The organism is Amycolatopsis sp. NPDC089917, assembly GCF_040684635.1.
Classification (GTDB): domain Bacteria; phylum Actinomycetota; class Actinomycetes; order Mycobacteriales; family Pseudonocardiaceae; genus Amycolatopsis.
On record NZ_JBFBGL010000003.1, the window covers coordinates 42,005 to 59,831 of the forward strand.

At 67.7% G+C, this 17,827-nt stretch carries 19 protein-coding genes and 1 pseudogene; 13 read left to right on the forward strand and 7 right to left on the reverse strand.

Annotated elements, in window-relative coordinates:
• Positions 1–19 precede the first annotated feature (19 nt).
• Positions 20–340 carry a thioredoxin gene (trxA, locus tag AB0N89_RS03640; RefSeq protein ID WP_364199806.1) on the forward strand — a complete coding sequence of 107 codons (321 nt, stop codon included), beginning with the start codon at positions 20–22 and terminating at the stop codon, positions 338–340.
• A 122-nt stretch (positions 341–462) separates the two neighbouring features.
• On the opposite strand, the gene AB0N89_RS03645 is transcribed toward trxA, so the two are convergent.
• Both AB0N89_RS03645 and AB0N89_RS03650 read right to left on the reverse strand, forming a co-directional pair.
• Positions 463–792, reverse strand: coding sequence for a transcriptional regulator (locus AB0N89_RS03645; protein WP_364199808.1), 330 nt, complete (start codon positions 790–792; stop codon positions 463–465).
• Positions 789–1,253, reverse strand: coding sequence for a hypothetical protein (locus AB0N89_RS03650; RefSeq protein WP_364199810.1), 465 nt, complete (start codon positions 1,251–1,253; stop codon positions 789–791). Before AB0N89_RS03650 ends, AB0N89_RS03645 begins: the two co-directional genes overlap by 4 nt.
• A 150-nt stretch (positions 1,254–1,403) precedes the next feature.
• Between AB0N89_RS03650 and AB0N89_RS03655 the strand changes: the two genes are divergently transcribed.
• Together AB0N89_RS03655 and AB0N89_RS03660 are read left to right on the forward strand one after the other, a co-directional pair.
• Complete coding sequence (locus AB0N89_RS03655) at positions 1,404–1,748, forward strand: pentapeptide repeat-containing protein (protein ID WP_364199812.1); 345 nt, start codon at positions 1,404–1,406, stop codon at positions 1,746–1,748.
• Positions 1,749–1,901: 153 nt separating this feature from the next.
• Positions 1,902–2,891, forward strand: coding sequence for an LLM class F420-dependent oxidoreductase (locus tag AB0N89_RS03660; RefSeq protein WP_364199814.1), 990 nt, complete (start codon positions 1,902–1,904; stop codon positions 2,889–2,891).
• Positions 2,892–3,156: 265 nt separating this feature from the next.
• Here the strand turns inward: AB0N89_RS03660 and AB0N89_RS03665 are convergent, their stop codons facing one another.
• Positions 3,157–3,612, reverse strand: a complete 456-nt coding sequence (locus AB0N89_RS03665) for a hypothetical protein (protein ID WP_364199816.1) — start codon at positions 3,610–3,612, stop codon at positions 3,157–3,159.
• Between the two features lie 73 nt (positions 3,613–3,685).
• Positions 3,686–4,156, reverse strand: a complete 471-nt coding sequence (locus AB0N89_RS03670) for a hypothetical protein (RefSeq protein WP_364199818.1) — start codon at positions 4,154–4,156, stop codon at positions 3,686–3,688.
• Positions 4,157–4,941: 785 nt separating this feature from the next.
• Here AB0N89_RS03670 and AB0N89_RS03675 point away from each other — a divergent pair.
• From AB0N89_RS03675 to AB0N89_RS03685, 3 genes are all read left to right on the forward strand, one after another.
• A complete protein-coding gene (locus AB0N89_RS03675) occupies positions 4,942–5,433 on the forward strand; it encodes a serine hydrolase (protein WP_364199820.1) in 492 nt (163 codons plus the stop codon).
• Between the two features lie 192 nt (positions 5,434–5,625).
• Positions 5,626–6,357, forward strand: coding sequence for a dienelactone hydrolase family protein (locus tag AB0N89_RS03680; protein WP_364199822.1), 732 nt, complete (start codon positions 5,626–5,628; stop codon positions 6,355–6,357).
• A 52-nt stretch (positions 6,358–6,409) separates the two neighbouring features.
• Positions 6,410–6,847 (forward strand): VOC family protein, encoded by a 438-nt coding sequence (locus tag AB0N89_RS03685; RefSeq protein WP_364199824.1) that lies wholly within the window; start codon positions 6,410–6,412, stop codon positions 6,845–6,847.
• On the opposite strand, the pseudogene AB0N89_RS03690 reads toward AB0N89_RS03685, so the two are convergent.
• Positions 6,775–7,260 (reverse strand): annotated as a pseudogene (locus AB0N89_RS03690) (transposase); the annotation flags it as partial. The gene AB0N89_RS03685 and the pseudogene AB0N89_RS03690 sit on opposite strands and share 73 nt — an antisense overlap.
• 786 nt (positions 7,261–8,046) lie before the next feature.
• On the opposite strand from AB0N89_RS03690, the gene AB0N89_RS03695 reads away from it, so the two are divergent.
• From AB0N89_RS03695 to AB0N89_RS03710, 4 genes are all read left to right on the forward strand, one after another.
• On the forward strand, positions 8,047–8,349 hold the full coding sequence (locus AB0N89_RS03695; protein ID WP_364200142.1) for a CPCC family cysteine-rich protein: 303 nt from the start codon (positions 8,047–8,049) through the stop codon (positions 8,347–8,349).
• Between the two features lie 2 nt (positions 8,350–8,351).
• Positions 8,352–8,924, forward strand: coding sequence for a response regulator transcription factor (locus AB0N89_RS03700; RefSeq protein WP_364200144.1), 573 nt, complete (start codon positions 8,352–8,354; stop codon positions 8,922–8,924).
• 77 nt (positions 8,925–9,001) lie between these two features.
• A complete protein-coding gene (locus AB0N89_RS03705) occupies positions 9,002–10,615 on the forward strand; it encodes a hypothetical protein (RefSeq protein ID WP_364199826.1) in 1,614 nt (537 codons plus the stop codon).
• A 22-nt stretch (positions 10,616–10,637) separates the two neighbouring features.
• Positions 10,638–11,282 (forward strand): hypothetical protein, encoded by a 645-nt coding sequence (locus tag AB0N89_RS03710; RefSeq protein ID WP_364199828.1) that lies wholly within the window; start codon positions 10,638–10,640, stop codon positions 11,280–11,282.
• Here the strand turns inward: AB0N89_RS03710 and AB0N89_RS03715 are convergent.
• Positions 11,258–11,785: a hypothetical protein gene (locus tag AB0N89_RS03715; protein WP_364199830.1), complete on the reverse strand. Its 528-nt coding sequence runs from the start codon at positions 11,783–11,785 to the stop codon at positions 11,258–11,260. The two genes, AB0N89_RS03710 and AB0N89_RS03715, sit on opposite strands and share 25 nt — an antisense overlap.
• Positions 11,786–11,945: 160 nt before the next feature.
• Between AB0N89_RS03715 and AB0N89_RS03720 the strand changes: the two genes are divergently transcribed.
• The gene (locus tag AB0N89_RS03720; protein ID WP_364199832.1) at positions 11,946–12,440 is read left to right on the forward strand and encodes a hypothetical protein; all 495 of its coding nucleotides are present in this window, start codon (positions 11,946–11,948) and stop codon (positions 12,438–12,440) included.
• A gap of 1,092 nt (positions 12,441–13,532) precedes the next feature.
• On the opposite strand, the gene AB0N89_RS03725 is transcribed toward AB0N89_RS03720, so the two are convergent.
• Positions 13,533–14,198 carry a MerR family transcriptional regulator gene (locus AB0N89_RS03725; protein WP_364199834.1) on the reverse strand — a complete coding sequence of 222 codons (666 nt, stop codon included), beginning with the start codon at positions 14,196–14,198 and terminating at the stop codon, positions 13,533–13,535.
• 78 nt (positions 14,199–14,276) lie between these two features.
• Here AB0N89_RS03725 and AB0N89_RS03730 point away from each other — a divergent pair, with 78 nt between their 5' ends.
• Positions 14,277–16,085 carry an ABC transporter ATP-binding protein gene (locus AB0N89_RS03730; RefSeq protein WP_364199836.1) on the forward strand — a complete coding sequence of 603 codons (1,809 nt, stop codon included), beginning with the start codon at positions 14,277–14,279 and terminating at the stop codon, positions 16,083–16,085.
• On the forward strand, positions 16,082–17,827 hold the full coding sequence (locus AB0N89_RS03735; RefSeq protein ID WP_364199838.1) for an ABC transporter ATP-binding protein: 1,746 nt from the start codon (positions 16,082–16,084) through the stop codon (positions 17,825–17,827). Before AB0N89_RS03730 ends, AB0N89_RS03735 begins: the two co-directional genes overlap by 4 nt.

Sequence of the window (17,827 nt, forward strand, 5' to 3'; positions counted from 1 at the left end):
ACACGAGAAAGCAGAAACCATGAGCTTGGAATCCGTCACCACCGCCACCTTCCCCACCGAGGTCCTCGAACACGACAAGCCGGTACTGGTCGACTTCTGGGCGCCTTGGTGCGGCCCCTGCAAAGCGCTCGCTCCCGTCCTCGCCGAGATCTCGGCGGAACACGGCGACAAGATCACCGTCGTCAAGGTGGATATCGACGACAACCCCGAAATCGCCGGCGACCTCGGGATCTTGTCCATCCCGACCATGATCCTCTTCGTCGACGGCAAGCCCACCACGACCATCAACGGCGCCGCGTCCAAGACGAAGATCCTCGGCAAGCTCGCACCGTGGCTCTAGCCGGACCTCGTTCACCGGCCTCGAGAAGGACGGCTGCGCCGACCACGACCGGCACGGGGTGGCGGCCTTCGCGCAAGGCTTTCGCCATCGGGATGCTTGTCGGAGGATGGGAACCGGGTTCGCTACCGCGGCTGGTCGATGGCGTGGCGCAGGTTGGTCAGCCAGGTGAGGTGACCGCGTAACGCGGCGCGTCCGGCCGGGGAGAGCCGCAGCCAGGTCCTGGGTCTCCGCCCGACCGATCCCTTCCGGATTTCGAGATAGCCGGCTTCTTCGAGGGTTCGACTGTGCTTGGACACGGCGGAGTCACTGGCACCGGTGAGATCGCGGGCGGTCGCGAATTCGACCCAATCAGCGCCCTGCAGCAACGCGCACAGCGCCAAGCGCGGCCCGGTCTCGAAGATCGGATCGCGCTTCGCGCTCGCGTCGTCGTCGGCATGGTCGAACGTGGTCACGCCAAGACCCGTCCCGCCACGATGTCGTCACGCATCTTCGCGCGGGTCAGGACCTGCCCGGCGAAGATGACCGCGGCCACGGGAATCAGGATCAGCAAGGCGATCACCCGCTGACCACTCCCGACCAGCGCGTAGATGCCGGCGACACTCGCGATGGTGATCGCGAGCACGACGAGCCACACCCTGCGGGCGCTGGGATACGCGCTGATCCGGCGCGGGAGCTGGACTCCGGTCCGCCGGCGCCGGCCGATCGAGTACGCCGCGGAGGCCAAGCCGATCGCGAGCAGCACCCACTGAAGTCCTGCCGCCGTCTCGGGCAGGAACGACATCCAGATGGGAATCCCGGCCATCAGCACCAGGGCGATCCCGTAGAGCGTCCAATAGGTGCGCGAAAACCCGGCGTAGGCGGCCAGCTTGCGTCGAGCGTCGGCGACTTGGTCGAGTTCGGGCGTGTCGGACATCAGACTCTCCAATCCGCATCAACTTTCGATATGGAAAGTATATGCAGAACGGAACAAGGTGTCAAAGGCGGTGGCGGCTCGCGCGCTTGCAGCGGACCGATCGGGGTGGCCGTAGTCCGGGATGGTTGGCGGCGAACAGGCGTCTTGCGAGTGGTGCCGCAGTTCATCGACACAGATGTCCAAACGGCGCTGACGATCCTCGGTCGCCGCGACACCAGTCACGACGACAACGCCGTAATCGACTTGCGGAACATGTGCCTGGGTACCGCGGATCTCCGGAACGCGAACCTCAGCGAGGCGAACCTCGTCGGCACCGACCTGTTCGCCGCGTTCCTCACCGGAGCGAAGTTCGTCAACGCCAAACTCAACGGAGCCAACCTCGAGGGCGCCATCCTCCGCAACACCGACTTCACGAAGGCCGACCTCAGCAACGCCACCCTGACCCGGACCGGCACCCCCATCACCGACACCACCACACAGGGCGTGTGGTGGTGACATGGCGCAGACCGAGACCAGCGGGGCCTCGCGGTCGACCGCGGACCCGCATCGCCGTCCCGATTCGCTCCTGGCCGAGGTTGCTGGAGTTCGTCCGGCTGGAAACCCCGGAAAATGCGCCGCTTGGCGGATTCCGCAGGCTAGGTTGAGATCATGCGCTTCGGACTCTTCGTCCCGCAGGGCTGGCGGCTGGACCTGACCGGCATCGAGCCTGTGGACCACTGGAAAACCATGCTCGGCATCGCGAAACACGCGGAGGCCGGGCCCTTCGAATCGATCTGGGTCTACGACCACTTCCACACGGTGCCGGAGCCGACCGAGGAGGCCACCCACGAGGCGTGGTCACTGATGTCGGCCTTCGCCGCGGCCACCGACACCATCCGGCTCGGGCAGATGTGCACCTGCATGGGCTACCGCAACCCGGCGTACCTGGCGAAGGTCGCCGCGACCACCGACATCATCTCCGGCGGGCGCGTCGAGATGGGTATCGGCGCCGGCTGGTACGAGCACGAGTGGCGGGCTTACGGCTACGGCTTCCCGAGCGCCGGCGAGCGGCTCGCCCAGCTCGACGAAGGCGTCCGGATCATGCGGGACCTGTGGACCACCGGAAAGTCCACACTGGATGGCGAGCACTACCGCACCGACGGCGCGATCCTGCGCCCGCTACCGCTGCAGGACGGCGGGATCCCCCTGTGGATCGCCGGTGGCGGCGAGAAGAAGACCCTGCGGATCGCCGCGCGATTCGCGAAGTACACCAACTTCGCCGCCGACGTCGAGACCTTCACCCGGAAGTCGGAGATCCTGGCGGGGCACTGCAAGGACGTCGGCACGGACTTCGGCGCGATCGTGCGCTCTGCCAACCACAACGGCGTCATCGGCGAGACCGAGAAAGAGGTCCAGGACAAGCTGGCCTGGCTCAAGGACCACTACGCGAGGCACGCGTCCCCGGAGGCGGCCGAGCGCGCGTACTCGATCTTCACCGCCGGGGTGGGCGTCGGCACACCCGAGCAGGTCGCCGAGCGACTGGCCGAGCTGGAAAAACTCGGCATGACCTACGCGATCTTCAACTTCCCCGAAGCCGCGTACGACCGCTCCAGCATCGACCTCTTCGCAAAGCATGTCGTCCCGGCGGTGAACACCTAGGCCGTATCCGGCGAATCCTGCTCGACGGGCCGGTTGGCTCTCCCTTCTCCCATCGGCGGTCGTCAGAACAAGTCCGCGGCTGACCTGGGCTTGAACGGACTGGTGGGGCGGCATCCACGCGATACCGCCCCACCACGATCACAGCCATGTCCCGCGATCACTCTGCCGCCCTGCTCGCCGGCTACCGGCTGATCTTCCTCAACGACCAGGACAAGGGCGCCGGCCAGCCGCGCGCGGTACGCGGGAATCGTGTTGGAACGCCCGCTCAGCCTTCTGAATCCGCGAGTCTCGCGATCTCTTCCGGCGTCAGCACCAGCTTCTGCCCGGCCGATTCCGGCAGCCCGAGTGCTTCCGCGACCCGATGCATCACCGGCACCGTGCTCCTCACCACTTCCTGGCGAGTCGGGAAGTCCGCACGCTTCCCCTTCACGACGGAGAGGTTGACCTGCCGGCCGCGGACACCGTCGTCATCCCTCGCCACGTCGGCGACCTTCCGGGCAATCGTCGCCACCGACTCGACATCCGCCGACTCGAGGAACAACCAGATCGCGACGTTCGTGTTCGTCGGCAGGCCCGGATGCCGAACCTCGACCAACGCGCCATTGACCCCCGCCACCGCGGAGAGACGCGTCTCGAAACCCGCCGTATCGACCTCGACGGACCGCGACGCGCAGCCCGCCAACGCCAAGGTCGCCCACAACACGCACACGACGACCCTCATCGTGACCTCACCCTCGACCTCCCATCGACAAAGACCTACCCTCCGACCGCGTACGGTTGGACCGAGGGCCGGATCAGCCGGCTTCCTCACGGGGCGCGGCGGACTCCGGCACCGCTGCGACCTCGGCGACAGTGGGTTCCGGTCCGGGGCTGGCCGTGTTCTCCGGCGGGGTGCGGGTGAACATGAAGGACTCCAGGACGGCGACCAGTTCAGGGCGGCTCCGGGTGGTCCAGGTTCCGATGAACTCGACTTCGTCGCGCCCCCGCGCCGTATTCCCCTCTCGCGCCAGTCCTTTCCCCTTTCCCTTGCCGGCGCGAGGAAGGCGCAGGAAGTCGACTGTGTAGCAGCCCTCGGGGTCGCCTTCCGGTTCCCAGCGGGCATCGAAAGTCAGCCGGGAATGTCCGTCGTTGCCGGAGATCAGGACGGAGCCGTAGAACCATTCCATGGTCTCGGGCGACGGGTCGACGGCGTAGAGACCGCTGATGTCGATCCGCCATCCGGCAGCCACGCGAAGCGGTTGCAGAAGCCGCCAGTGATCCTTCATGAAACCCGTCGCCTTTCGTGGTGTCGACTTGTCGTGCGGTCGGTCTGCTGAGTCGATACGCCCCGCACGCCGGGTGTAGTGCTGTAAGCGTTGCAGGCAACGGTGAGCGCAACCCGAGGGGCGTGGGATGAGCAGCGAAGCCATCAGGCTACTGAACGAGCTGATAACGGATCTGGAGGCCACAGGCTGGACGGAGCAGCGGCCACCCCTGTGGAACGGGTGGAACAGGAACGAGGCACGTAAGTACGCGAGTCCGGGAGGTGAGGCGATCGTCTGGGTGTCGATGAACCCTCCGGACGTTCAAGCGGTCCATCACTGGCGCGGAGACGCTCGCGGGAAAGGCGCAGCCATCTAGCCCGTCCCGCGGGCCCTCAGCACGACTGCGCCCTCAAGGATCGCCATGCTCGAACGTCTCGCGGCGCGCGGGTGATCGTTCACGGGCACCGGTTCGGGAGCTCGGGCTCCAGTGGACGCCGAGTTCTTCGGCGGCACGCTGCGCCTTGATCGCGCCCTTCCTGCCCTCGTAGGTCGACCACGGGCCCGGTCGACGTCATCTCGGTCTTCCGAGCAGCCGGGGCGCGGTCCTTGTCGGGCATGAAGAAGGCACATCCACCCAGTACCATCGCCGTGGCGGCCATCGTCACGAACACCACCGCGGGCCGTCGACTCATCACACACTCCCTACCCACGCTCAGCCACCACCTCGGTCCAGCGTGCGGTATCCGAGTCCACCACCGCATCCGTAGCACTACTCAAGCAGGCATAGTCCGCCGACCGCGGCCTGAATGTCCGGCGCAGTAGGGTTTCGCGCATGGCGCTGGTGTCGCATCTGTCCAACGGTGAGCTGGCCGAGTGGTGCGAACAGCACCTCCTCGGCGCGGCCGACCGCCGTCGGAGCGTTCCGAAGCACCGAGGTGAGTCTCGGGTGGGGCGGCGCGGCGGCGGAGATCGTGTCGACCACCAAGGACCTCGGCAAGTTCTGGCGCGCGCTGCTCGGCGGCAAGCTGCTCCCGCCGGCCCAGCTGGCCGAGATGAAGACCACGGACCCGCGCGGGCTCTATGACGGCTACGGCCTCGGCGTGCTCCGCCACGTGACGAACTGCGGCATCGTCACCTGGTTCCACGACGGCGGCACCCCCGGCTTCGCCACCGGTGGCGCCGTCACCGACGACGGCCGGACCAGCGTGATCGTGTCGCTGTCGAACGACGGCGAATTCAAGGACCAGATGGCCGCCAAGATGCGCCTGGTCGACAACGCGATCTGCCGATCACGTTAAAGCCCCGCCAGCGCAAAGAAAGTCGCCTCGTGCCGGGTGCCGTTCTCCTGGTTCCCTGTCCCGCAACGACAGAGAACCAGGAAAGCAGGCTCCGACCGGCAAAAGCCTTCCAACCTCGGCTGGCATCCATGCTGTTCTGCCCGCGGTGAACATCGACCCGGGCGGGCTCGAAGAGCATTACAGTCCGCTCCCATGGCGACGATCACGACGCGCACGGTCGAATATCCGGCTGACGGCCTGACGATGGTGGGACACCTCGCACTCCCGGCCGGAGCCGGTCGCCGACCCGCGGTCCTGGTCGGGCCCGAGGGAACGGGGCTGAACGACTTCCAGCGCGGCCGGGCCAACGCCCTAGCCGAACTGGGATACGTGGCACTGGCCTTCGATATCCACGGCGGGCGCTGGTTCACCAACCCCCAGGAGATGCTGGCCCGCTGCACCCCACTGCTCGCCGATCCCGACCGGATGCGGGACATCGGCCACGCGGCGCTCAACGTGCTGCGCGCCGAAGCACTGACCGACGCCGACCGGATCGCCGCCATCGGTTACGGCACAGGAGGCGCGATCGTCCTGGAGCTCGGCCGCGCCGGGGCCGAGCTGCGCGCGATCGGGACGATCAACGCGCTGACCACGGGCCGACCGGGCGAAGCGGCACGCATCCGCTGCCCGGTATGGGCCGGGGTGGGGTCGGAGGACCCGATCCAGCCGGCCGCACAACGCGACGCGTTCGCGTCCGAGATGCAGGCCGCAGGCGTCGACTGGCGCCTGGTCATCTACGGCGGCGCCCAGCACGCCTTTCACCACCCTCCCACCCGAGCCGACCAGACCGTGCTCCCCGGTGTCGGCTACCACCACCAGCACGCCCAGCGAGCCTGGCACGACATCATCGACCTGCTTGCCGAATGTCTGCCCACATCGGAATGAGCTCCGCCAAAGTCCCCCGCGGCCAATCGGCAGGCTCGGTAGCATGCGACACATGACCATCAAACTTGAGAACGTGGGCATCGCCGTTCGCGACCTCGAAGCGGCGATCTCCTTTTTCACGGACCTCGGCCTCACGGTCATCGAACGCACCACGGTCAGTGGCGAGTGGACCGAAACCGCCGTCGGCCTCGACGGCAACCACGCTCACATCGCGATGCTCCAGACCCCGGACGGTCGCGGTCGCCTTGAGCTCTTCGAGTACATCCACCCCGAAGCGATCGAGTCGAATCCGACTCTCCCCAACCAGATCGGCATGCACCGCGTCGCCTTCTCGGTCGGCGACATCGACAAAGCCCTCGAGATAGCCGCGAAACACGGATGTCGTCCGCTTCGGGGCGTGGCCACCTATGAGGACATCTACAAGCTCACGTACGTCCGCGGTCCCAGCGGCATCATCGTGATGCTCGCCGAGGAACTGAAGAAGAACTGACATCCGACACCCTCGACCTGCTCCAACCCTCCGGGGTCTGTCAAACGAGCGGTGTAACTCGGGTTGACGGAAACTACTTGTGTCCGGCGGCCAGACGACCGTCGAAGGCGCTCTCGAACGCGTTCAACGCGGGTTTCCACCGCATCGTCCAGCGTTCGCGGCCGGCGCCGGATCTTCACGTGGATCGCGTCGATGAAGATCACCGGATAGACCGGGTCCAGGGGCCGGTTCTGCCACTCGACCATGCCCTCCACCACCTTGTCGGTGATCGTGGAGATCGTCTGCCGGGACACCTCGGCGCCATAGACCTCGGCCAGATGCGCCGAGATCTCCCCGGTCGTCAAGCCCTTCGCGGCCAGCGAGATCACCATCTCATCCACACCGCTCAGGCGTTTCTGCCGCTTGGCCACGATCTTGGGCAGACAGGGTCGTCATGGAGAGTGCGCGGAGGTGCCCTGTCTGATCAAGATCACCGAGCATCCACTTGAGGGCGGAGCCGCCGACTCGCACCGCGACCTGGCCTCCGCCGTGCTGGTAGAAACGGGTCGCCGAAACACCGGTGGTGCCGGTGGTGATGACCAGCTCGACCGTCCTCCTCGGCATGCCCGACATCCGCGGCTCAGCGGGACGCGTCAGCACCGTTACGTGACGGTCCCCGCAGAGTTTCTGTCTGTGTGGTGCCGCTATGGCATGATCCGAGCATGACGACATCCAGAAAGGGCCATGGCGCGTAGATCGCCCGCCGCCGTCCGCGCGGCCCTTCCTGTTCACCCGCGCCTCCGGCCGTTCTCCGTCGTGCCTGGGTTGCCACGCTGGGTGTTGGCTGACATCCACCGTGTTGAGGCCACCCAGCTACGGCCAGGCGACATCGCGACCGCGTTCCGCGAGTTGCAGCGGTATGCCCGCGTCGCCCACCAGTACCGGGCACACTGGGCTCTCGGCTGCCCGTGCTGCGAGCCTCTGGCGCGTGAAACCTTGGACCTGGCACTCCGAGCACTTCCGCCGCGAAGCCGTGCCGCCCTGCACGCGCTCGTCCGCCCCCTCGACGACCAGATACGTCGAAAGACCCTGCCCGATCCTGCCGGGCCGCCGGACTGGCCGTGGTGGCAACGCCGCATCAGCGGGATCTACCGGTGCTGACCCCCGACAAGGACCGCCACAGGCGGCGCCGGACGGGCCTGAAACACCGGCGTACCAGCATGGCGATCGTGCTCGGCGACAGGTTGGTCAACGTGTCCCCGCCGGCGGGCAGCGGCCCCTACGCCTGCCCCTGCTGCGGTTATCTGACCCTCGACGCTCGGGGCGAGCACGAGACCTGCCAGATCGGCTCCTGGGACGACGATGGCCATGACGACCTCGACGCCACAGTGGTCCGGGGCGGTCCGAACAAAACCTCAGCCTCACCCCGGCACGGAACAACTTCGCCGAGCGGCTCGGCTGGGCGTCAACCGGGAAACCGCCCGCAAATGGCTTCACTCCGCCAAACCGGGGGGGCGCCCTGACGATCCTGGAAGCCACGGACGACATCGAGGTGGTCGCCGAGGCGGAAAACGGGACAGAGGCGGTCGAGGCTGTCACCCGCCACCGGCCTCATGTCGTGCTCATGGACGTGCAGATGCCCGGTTTGGACGGTGTCGCCGCACTCCGGGAGATCAACCGGTTCCCGAATCCGCCTGAAGTCGTCATGCTGACGACGTTCGATCGCGATGAACACATCTACGACGCTCTGCGTGCCAAGGCCGCGGGATTCCTGTTGAAGGACGCCGCCCCACGTGACCTGATCGCCGCGGTCCGAACGACGGCCGACGGCGGCGCCGTCCTCTCGCCGACCGTGACCAAGTGGGTCCTCGCCACCTTCGCCGGCAAGCAATCCCGGGACGAGCGTGCCGCCAGAGAACGCCTGGCGACTCTCACCGAACGCGAACGGCAGGTCGCCCGCGCGGTGGCCCAGGGGTTGACGAACGGTGAGATCGCCCGGAAGCTCGGCATGAGCGAAACCACCGTCAAAGCTCATTACTCGTCCGCGACGCCGACTGATCGACCGGTGAAGCCTGAGGCTCAGCCGTCGAGACCGTAGTGACCGGCTGGTAGCGTGTACTGGCCCGTGATCATCTGGGCCGGTACGAGTGGATCCTGCGATCGGGGATGGTTGGTATGGCGAATCCGTTGGTCGCGGACAAGGTCAGCTCGACGACGTGGGCGACCGGTGCCCCGCTCCTCGAAGAGGCACAGGGGGTCAAGTCCAGCATCGAAAGCGGTGACTGGGCTTCGGCGGTGATGGGTGTCGCCGGGACGGCGATGGAAGCCCTGTCGATGGTGACCGATCCGTTCGGCACGGTGCTCGCCGCGGGCGTGGGCTGGTTGATGGAGCACGTCGGCCCGCTCAAGGAGGCGCTGGACAACCTCGCGGGCGACCCGGATCAGGTCGCCGCGCAGGCGCAGACCTGGCAGAACATCGCGAAAGAGCTCGAGAGCGTGGGCCAGGACCTGGTCGAGCAGGTCGACGCCGACGTGCAGAGCTGGGCAGGGCAGGGCGCCGACGCCTACCGCGCGCAGACCGCCGAGCTGGCCACGTTGATCTCGGCCGCGGGCGAGGCGAGCGCGGGAGCGGGGAGCGGGGTCCAGACCGCAGGCGAGGTGGTCGCGGCGGTGCGGGGACTCGTCCGCGACATCATCGCGGAAGTGGTGGCGCGCCTGGTTTCCTGGGCGCTGCAGGTGATCGCGACGCTCGGTATCGGGCTGACCTGGGTGGTGCCGCAGGTGGCGGCGCTGGTCGCGAAGACCGCGACCAAGATCGCCGGCATCGTCAAGAGCCTCATCGGCGCGCTCAAGAAGTTGTCGGGCCTGCTGCGCAAGGCGGGCGATGTCTTCGAGAAGGCGGCGGGCGGCTTCAAGAAGATCAAAACCGGCAAACCGCCGGGCCGTCACTCGCCGGGCTCGCTGTCCGGTCCGGGAAAGACCGGTCCCAGCAGCACGGGCGGAGGGGGCGGGGGATCGCGCTCGCTCGACTTTTCACCGGGCAAACCGGACCAACATCCCTATGGGGGCGTGGACGTCCCTCAGTCCGCGCACGACCATGTGAGTCTGGGCAACCTCAAGCCGCCGAGGCCGAGGCCGCCGGGCAGCACGGCGCCGCCGCGGCCCTGGGGGTTCAGCGGCGGTCACATGTTGCAGAACGATCTGCCCCCGGGTACCGCCCCGCACAACACCCCCGGGCCGGGTGGCCGCCCCAACTGGCACGGAGCGGGGGTGAACGGCGGTAACCCGCCGGTGACGGCGGGACCGGTCGGCCCGCCGCCGCACCACGCCCCGCCGACCGGGCCGGGACCGTACGGTTCGCACCCTGACGCCAATGGCGTCTACAACCTGCACCACCCGACGATGGCCGACCCGAACGGCGGCGTGGCGGGCAAGCCGATGAGCACGATGTTCCCGCAGGGCCTGAACCAGGGGATGGTGCAGAACCTCGGGGATCAGGCGTGGAACGGCGGCAACCCCAACGGTGGTGTCACGCCGGGCCCGCCGCCCAGGCCCGGCGGCCAGCAGAGCTACACGTGGCAGGGGCAGGGACAGATCCCCTTCACCCCGATCTGGGACCCCGGCGGCGCCCACCACGGCAGCGGCAGCGGAAACCACCCGAACGCGGGCAGCACCATCAACATGTCGGGCTTCGCCAATCCGAACGGAACAGCGGGGCCGGGCGGCTTCCTCAGCCCGCCCACCTACTATCCCGACGGCAGGCTGGACCCGCCGGTGAAGTTCCCGTGACGACGAAGGGGAACCCGGGCACATGACACCCACCACCCTCAGCTCACCGCTCACCGTGGGGGAGTCGATCGGACTCGCCTTCGACGAGCATCGCCGGTTGCGGATCATGGCTCCGGAAGAGCTCCTGCCGCTCGCGGCCTGGCTCTACACAGACGCGCAACCGAACCTCTCGGCGCTCGATCAGCTCGGTGCGACGTTGCAGCGATGCCGGACCGAGGAAAAGACCCTGGTCGGCAACGGATGCATGATCGATTTTGTCAACGATCTCGTCGTGCTGGAGAGCCGTTACGACCGGTGGCCGCGGAAAGTCTTGCCGCAGTCTGTTTTCTGGCCCGTGCTCAACGGGTTGAGGTCGTTCCTGAGCGCCACCGCGGGTCACCCGGAGCTGGGTCGCCCGGCGGGGTACCCGCTGGCGCCGGTGCGCCACTTCGAGGACTCCGCCGAAGACATGAACAAGCCGTTCCTCGTCAGCCACACCTATTTCCCGGTGGACTGGACCACCGACGACGTGCGCGCCGCGGGGGACGGGGCGTGGACGTCGCCGAGCGTGCTCCGCGACGAGAAGACCGGCTTGTGGTCAGGTATGTGGCGAGATCTCGAATTGGCGGGCTATTTCGACCCGTCGACCGGTGAAGTGCAGACCTATTTCCCCGTGATCGCACCATGACCGCCCGGGCCCGCGGCGAGTTGAGCGGCGCACGCCTTCCGGACCTCTGCTTCGAGTAGATGCGTGGGCCGGCCCCAGCTTTCGCCCCATTCGTCGAAGCAGTAGGAGACCTTGCCGAGGTGAAGGTCGATGACGCTTTCGGGGTACCCGGTCTGAATGAGGATGCCGTCGACTTCGTCGACGATCCACGCCTCGCTGACCAAGCCGTCGGCGTGCAGGCGGGCAAGGTAGGTGAAGGCGGTCCGCGCCGCAGCCGTAACCGAGTCCGGGATGAACGTGTGGCAGTCGGCGAGTGCTTCGCGCACGACGTCGTGCACTTCGTGGGAATCTGTGCCGCCCAAGCTTGCCAGCGTCCGGAGGTCCGGCCCGTCATGGCCGTCCACGAGCCAGTGCGCCGCCCAGAGAGGAATCCGCTCAGTAGGCGCCATGCCCAGCGCTATCCAGGCGGCGACCAACTTCGGCGAGGGGATCTCGCCGGGGCGGCGAGCGGGCCAATCACGCATGAGTCGATCTTTCCCTGGGTATTGGGAGGTAAGTCAAACATGGCAGGATCGATCCTGTCTTCTTCGTTGCTTTGAAGGCATGGTTTGCCTACCTACTGGTGTGGTCGGCGGTCGAGTGTGGAGGATTTGGGACATTGAACGTCCCAATCCAGTCGAACGCATGATCCGGGGGGGTGTCACCGGGTTTGGTGGCATCTTCGGACCGCTGATAGGGACACGGCCGCCTTCGGCTAGGTCTCGTCGTAACAATGAGCGCCAACGGCAAACCCTCCAGAAGAAAATCGCCGACGCGGCCCGCAAACAAGACAACCTGCTACGCCAAGCAGAAAACGCCGCCCCCGAAGACCCCTTCAGCCATCCCAGACGACGCCGACGACCCTCCCCTGCCCAGCTGAACCTGCTAGCCGCTCTGCCCTACCTGAAAGCCAACCTGCGTCAGGCTCCAGCCGACCTGCTGCACCGTCTGTTAGATCTGACGAAGCTCACGATCAAGGTCCACTACCAGACCGATCAGGCGACCATCACAGCCACGTTGCCTGGGGACCTGGACGCGATAACCGCCATCGGCGACTCGGCATCGCAAGAACAATGCCCAGGCCAGACCCAATGTGCATTCTGCTTGTGCCCCCTGCCCGGCAGCAGCGTCCGCACCTGACTCGCCGACATGGCGCCGTCCAGGAACACCTGCAGGCGCCGTCCGGTGGTCACCGTCTGGAATCGAGCACGGCGCGCGTCCAGCCGGTCAGGGCTGTCCTCCGGCCGTTCACCGAACGCCCGCAAGAACTCTTTCAGAACCTCGGCTTCGACTCCAGGCTGTTCCAAACCGCCGGTCAATCGGGCGAACAGCTGACCTTCCGGAAAGAAGTCGCGTGCTCAGTGAGCCAGCTCGATCCCTGTCGCGGTCTTCCCCACCCCGGCGTGCCGGCGAAGACCACGATCTGGTTGCCGTCACCGCCGCCATCCCCCCGTTCCAGGACGTCGTCCTGGTTGACATGATTCTTGTTCCTGCCCGGAAGCTGGTCGGGCACCGCAGCGTCGATCATCATCAACCCCCTCCGCGGGCAGCGTACCGAGAAGAACCACCTCCGGCACGGACCACGGGCTCACCGAAGCAATCAAGTCGTGCGGGCTGCGACAGCTTGGGTCAAGATCTGCAGAAAAGAGCGTTCGCATGCCGGATTTTGCAGTAAGCTCCACGTCTCACGAAAAGCGTCGATGACGAGCTGCTCGGCGATTGCCTTGTCCCGCAGCCTGGCATAGGTCGTCCTGTAAGCAGTCTGACAATAAGAGTCGACAAGAACGCCGAACGCTTCGACGTCACCGGATCGAGCCCGGGCCTCGAAGTCGCGTTCCCGATCGGAAGTACGTCGGACATCGAGAGTTTCGAACTGTCGCACAACCAGGCCGCGCTCCTTATTGAAGGATTCTTCCTGTCATCCGACCATCCTTCGCACCGTTACCGCACTCCGCAACACCCCACCCCTTCCCGAGTGAACTTGCGGCGTTCACCTCATCGCCGGGAGACCCAGTGGTCGGCCTCCCGGCACATACCGGCTTTGGTGGTATGACTTGTTCTCGGGTTCGGCACTTGATCGGCTGCGATGCCACGATCACGGGGCCTCCCTGCCGTGCTTTCGTGGCTGAACCGCCGAAGGTGGAATGCAGTCAGGCATCCGCAGCAGGCGTGATTTCCGCCCACAAGAAGCGCAACAGGGCTGCCGACCCAGTGATGAAAGCGTGCTGAAACTCAGCTCGGCCGTGTCCGGCGCGAGGTGGGCTGCGCGGATCGCAGGTGTGCCTTCCGCCGGTGGTGCCGTTGCTGACAGGCGCGTGAGCAGTACCGGCGGCGCCGGCCCACGGTCGGCTGGACGAGTCGGTCTTCGCAGACGGCGCAGCGTTCCAGCGACGCGGTGGTTTCGACACGTGTTTCGTCACGTCCTTCGTGGGGTGAAGGCCGACGATCCGGGAGCGCCTGCGCCGCGGTAGTGAGACTCGTCGTCGCGACTCGACGGCGTGGCGTGCGCCGCATCAGTTCGCCGTCGAGCCACGGGCATTCGTCCACGATGTCGTCGTCGGGGCATTCCAGGAGGTGCCGCAGGTACGCGTGGGCATCTTGCAGCTCGCGGATCTTCTCCTCGACTACCCCGGCGTGGCTCCGCACGACGCTTTGCCATTCGTGGTTGCGGCTGCCGGAAATCACGACCGACGCCTTCTCAAGCGGCATTGCCGCGGTCACACAGCACAGGTAGGCGAGACCGATGCGGCGCAGTTCGGTCTCGGAGTACACCCGCCGCCCGTTGACGCGCGGGGGCTCGGGAAGCACACCTTGGGACTCCCACCACCGCACCGCCGACGGGGCGAGGTCGTAGAGGGCGGCAGCCTTGCCGATCGAGACGCCGAGTGCATCGCTCATGGCCTCATTTGACATCAAGTCGCCTTGAAGATCCAAGATTGAAGTGAGGTTAGACATACCTAAGTAAGGAGTCGGGATTTGAGTACGACCACCGGCGCCCGGACGGATTCCGCGGCCGAGCCGGAAATCCGTCCGGAGACCGAGGAACCGGCCGGGCTCGCCAAGCCCGGGGCGCTGGGGCGCCTGTTCGCCCCCATCCGGTCCTCTCTGATCGTGTGCGGCGTTCTGTCGGCGCTGTCCGCGGCCGCGGGGATCGTGCCCTACATCGCCGCGGCCGAGATCGCGCGGGTCGTGCTCACCTCTCCGGAAGGTGCGGCGGCCGCGGTCTGGACGTGGGTGGGGATCGGGGCCGGCGGTGCGGCTCTGTGGCTGGTGCTCATGGTCCAGTCCTCGCGCCTGGGACACTACGCGGACGCGGCGATCCTGCACGATCTGCGGGTACGGATCGTGCGTCACCTCGGGGCGCTGCCGATGGGCTGGTTCCGTGCCGCGGGCTCGGGCCGGGTCAAACGGGCCATGACGGGCGATCTCGAGGAAATGCACGAGGTCATCGCGCACGCGCTGGGACAGCTGACGGGAGCGGTCACGGTGATGGTCGCCGCGGGCGGTTACCTGTTCTTCGTCGACGTCCCGATGGCACTGGCCGTGGCGGGCGTGCTGGGCCTGATGGGACTGAGCTACCGCGTCTCGATGCGCTCCATGACGACGCATGTGAACCGGTTGATCGCCGCCGAAGGCCGGATCAGCGCGGCCAGTGTCGAGTACGCCGACGGCATCCAGGTGGTCAAAGCGTTCGGCACCGGAGGCCAGGTCCTTCGCCGCTACGACGACGCGGTGAACGAGTACGCCGAAGCGTTCGCGGCCTGGGTCGCGGAGGTGCGCTACAGCTCGGCGGGCACTCGGTTGCTCGGCTCGGAGATGGCCGTCCTGACTGTCGTGACCGCCGCCGGGCTGGCCTTCATCGCCGGCGGGTCGCTCACCGCGGCGGACCTCGTGGCCTTCCTGGTCGTCTCGGCCGGGTTGCCGACCTCGATCCTCCCCGCGGTGTCGGCCGCGCAAGGAGTGCGCAAGGGCCGGATGGGGGCGGCCAACATCGAACGGCTGCTGGCCCGCCGCCCGCTCCCGGAGCCGCAAGCCCCGGAAACACCGGCCGGCCACGGGGTCGAGTTCGACGACGTGTCGTTTTCCTACGACGGGGCGACCTTGGCGGTGGACCGGATCAGCGCCGTCTGCCCGCCGGGGACGGTGACCGCGATCGTGGGCCCCTCGGGAGCGGGCAAGACGACCCTCGCAGCTCTGCTCCCGCGCTTTCACGAGGTGACCAGTGGTGCCATCCGGATCGGCGGGACCGACATCCGCGCGATCCGGTCGGCCGATCTGCTGGCCTCGATGTCGCTGGTGTTCCAGGATGTCGCGCTGCTGCGTGACAGCGTGGCGGAGAACATCCGGATCGGACGGCCGGGAGCCGGTGACGAGGAAGTCCGCCGGGCCGCCGTCGCCGCGCAGATCCACGACGTGATCGAGGCACTGCCTGCCGGATACGACACCCCGCTCGACGCGGGCGGCGGCGGGCTCTCCGGCGGTGAGCGCCAGCGGCTGACGATCGCGCGGGCGATCCTGTCCGGCGCCCCGATCGTGGTGCTGGACGAGGCGACCGCGGCGCTCGACCCGGACAGCGAGACCGCGGTCCAGGAAGCACTCGCCGGGTTGACCGCGGGCAAGACGGTGCTCGTCATCGCGCATCGGCTGCACACGATCGCCGAGGCCGACCAGATCCTCGTGCTCGACAACGGACGACTGGCCGAGCGGGGCCGCCACCGCGACCTGCTCGCCGATGGCGGTCTCTACGCCCGGATGTGGGCCGCTCAGGAAGCGGTGCCCGCATGATCCGCCGGCTTTACCGCCTGTGGCCCGATCCGCGCTTGCTGGCCAAGCTGTGGTCGCTGACCGCGGCGCAGGCCGTCCTGCAAGGTCTGCTGCTGGGTCTGCTCATCCCGATCCTGGACGCCGTCGTGCGCCCCGAGCCCGACGTCGCCGCGGCCGCGCCGTGGCTGGTGCTGGGTGCGATCGGCGCGGTGACCTACGGAACGCTCAGCATCCTCGCCGACCCGGTGGGCTACGCCGCGGGCGGCGCGCTCGCGGCGCAACTTCGCCGACGCTCGATGCGGCACGTGAGCACGCTCCCGCTGGGCTGGTTCACCGCGGAGCGCAAGGCGCGGCTCGCGAGAGCGGTGACCGCGGACATCGGCGACGCCGCCCATCTGGCGGTGGTGATCGGCAATCCGGTCATCACCTCGACCGTGCTGCCCGGCACGATCGTGATCATCGCCTTCCTCGTCGAGTGGCGGGTGGCGTGCCTGCTGTGCCTGACGGCGCTCGCCGCCTCGTTCGTCCTCCGGCGGGCAGCGCACGTCGCCAGCGAGGCCGAGATCGAACTGGAGCGCGCGTCCGCCGAGGTCGCCGGCCGGGCGATCGAGCTCGGCCAGGCCCAGCCCGTCCTGCGGGCGGCGGGGCATGCCGAAGGCACCCCGCGGATGCACGCCGCGCTGGACGAGCACCGCAGGACCTACCGGGAGGGCATGGACCGCGCCCGGCGGCCGTTCTTCGGTTACACGGCGGTGGTGGCGGCCGGATTCGTCGCGGTGCTCGCCTTGGTCGCCGGGCTCATGCTCGGCGAAAGCATCGGAGTCGCCGAAGCGATCGTCCTGCTGGTGCTGGCCGCCCGGTTCCTGCAGCCCCTGGGCAACCTCATCGACCTCGTCGGCGCGCTCCGGGCGATGACCAACAAGATCTCCCGTATCGAGGAGCTCCTCGCCACGCCGGCGCTGCCGTCGCCGACCGGACCGTCGCGCGGAATCGGCGAGCCCTCCATCGAGTTCTCCCATGTCACCTTCACCTATCCCGGTGGCGTCGCCCCCGCGCTCCGGGACGTGTCGTTCTCCTGTCCCCCGGGCTCCACCACCGCCCTGGTCGGCCCGTCGGGCTCCGGGAAGACGACCGTGACCCGGCTCATCGCCCGGTTCTTCGACGTGGAGTCGGGGGCCGTGTCCGTCGGCGGTGCCGACGTCCGCGACCTCGAACCGGCCGTGCTGCTCGACGACATCGCGATCGTCTTCCAGGACGTCTACCTGTTCGACGACACGATCGAGCAGAACCTGCGCCTCGCCCGCCCCGAAGCGACCTGGGACGAACTGCGGGACGCCGCCCGCGCGGCCCGGCTCGACGAGATGATCGAACGCCTGCCCGGCGGCTGGGACACCCGCGTCGGCGAAGCCGGGACCCAGTTGTCCGGTGGTGAGCGGCAACGGGTCGCGATCGCCCGCGCGATGCTCAAACGGGCCCGCGTCGTGCTCGTCGACGAGGCCAGTTCCGCGCTCGATCCGGAGAACGAGGCCGCGATCACGCAGGCCATCGCCAATCTCGGCGCCGACCCGGACCGCACGGTCCTGGTCATCGCGCACCGTCCCGCCACCCTGGCCTCCGCCGATCAGGTGATCTCCCTGGATTCCGGCCGGGTCACGGAGACCGGAACGCCCGCGGAACTCCTGCACACCGGTGGGTCCTTCGCGCGGATCAGCAAGCAGTACGACCAGGCGCGGCACTGGCGCATCGGGACGACAGCGCCGTGA

Coding starts and splice junctions, on each gene's coding strand:
- trxA (WP_364199806.1), top strand. CDS start 20: ATGAGCTTGGAATCCGTCACCACCGCCACCTTCCCCACCGAGGTCCTC.
- AB0N89_RS03650 (WP_364199810.1), bottom strand. CDS start 1,253: ATGTCCGACACGCCCGAACTCGACCAAGTCGCCGACGCTCGACGCAAG.
- AB0N89_RS03660 (WP_364199814.1), top strand. CDS start 1,902: ATGCGCTTCGGACTCTTCGTCCCGCAGGGCTGGCGGCTGGACCTGACC.
- AB0N89_RS03665 (WP_364199816.1), bottom strand. CDS start 3,612: ATGAGGGTCGTCGTGTGCGTGTTGTGGGCGACCTTGGCGTTGGCGGGC.
- AB0N89_RS03670 (WP_364199818.1), bottom strand. CDS start 4,156: ATGAAGGATCACTGGCGGCTTCTGCAACCGCTTCGCGTGGCTGCCGGA.
- AB0N89_RS03675 (WP_364199820.1), top strand. CDS start 4,942: ATGTCCGGCGCAGTAGGGTTTCGCGCATGGCGCTGGTGTCGCATCTGT.
- AB0N89_RS03680 (WP_364199822.1), top strand. CDS start 5,626: ATGGCGACGATCACGACGCGCACGGTCGAATATCCGGCTGACGGCCTG.
- AB0N89_RS03685 (WP_364199824.1), top strand. CDS start 6,410: ATGACCATCAAACTTGAGAACGTGGGCATCGCCGTTCGCGACCTCGAA.
- AB0N89_RS03695 (WP_364200142.1), top strand. CDS start 8,047: ATGGCGATCGTGCTCGGCGACAGGTTGGTCAACGTGTCCCCGCCGGCG.
- AB0N89_RS03705 (WP_364199826.1), top strand. CDS start 9,002: ATGGCGAATCCGTTGGTCGCGGACAAGGTCAGCTCGACGACGTGGGCG.
- AB0N89_RS03710 (WP_364199828.1), top strand. CDS start 10,638: ATGACACCCACCACCCTCAGCTCACCGCTCACCGTGGGGGAGTCGATC.
- AB0N89_RS03715 (WP_364199830.1), bottom strand. CDS start 11,785: ATGCGTGATTGGCCCGCTCGCCGCCCCGGCGAGATCCCCTCGCCGAAG.
- AB0N89_RS03720 (WP_364199832.1), top strand. CDS start 11,946: ATGATCCGGGGGGGTGTCACCGGGTTTGGTGGCATCTTCGGACCGCTG.
- AB0N89_RS03725 (WP_364199834.1), bottom strand. CDS start 14,198: ATGAGCGATGCACTCGGCGTCTCGATCGGCAAGGCTGCCGCCCTCTAC.
- AB0N89_RS03735 (WP_364199838.1), top strand. CDS start 16,082: ATGATCCGCCGGCTTTACCGCCTGTGGCCCGATCCGCGCTTGCTGGCC.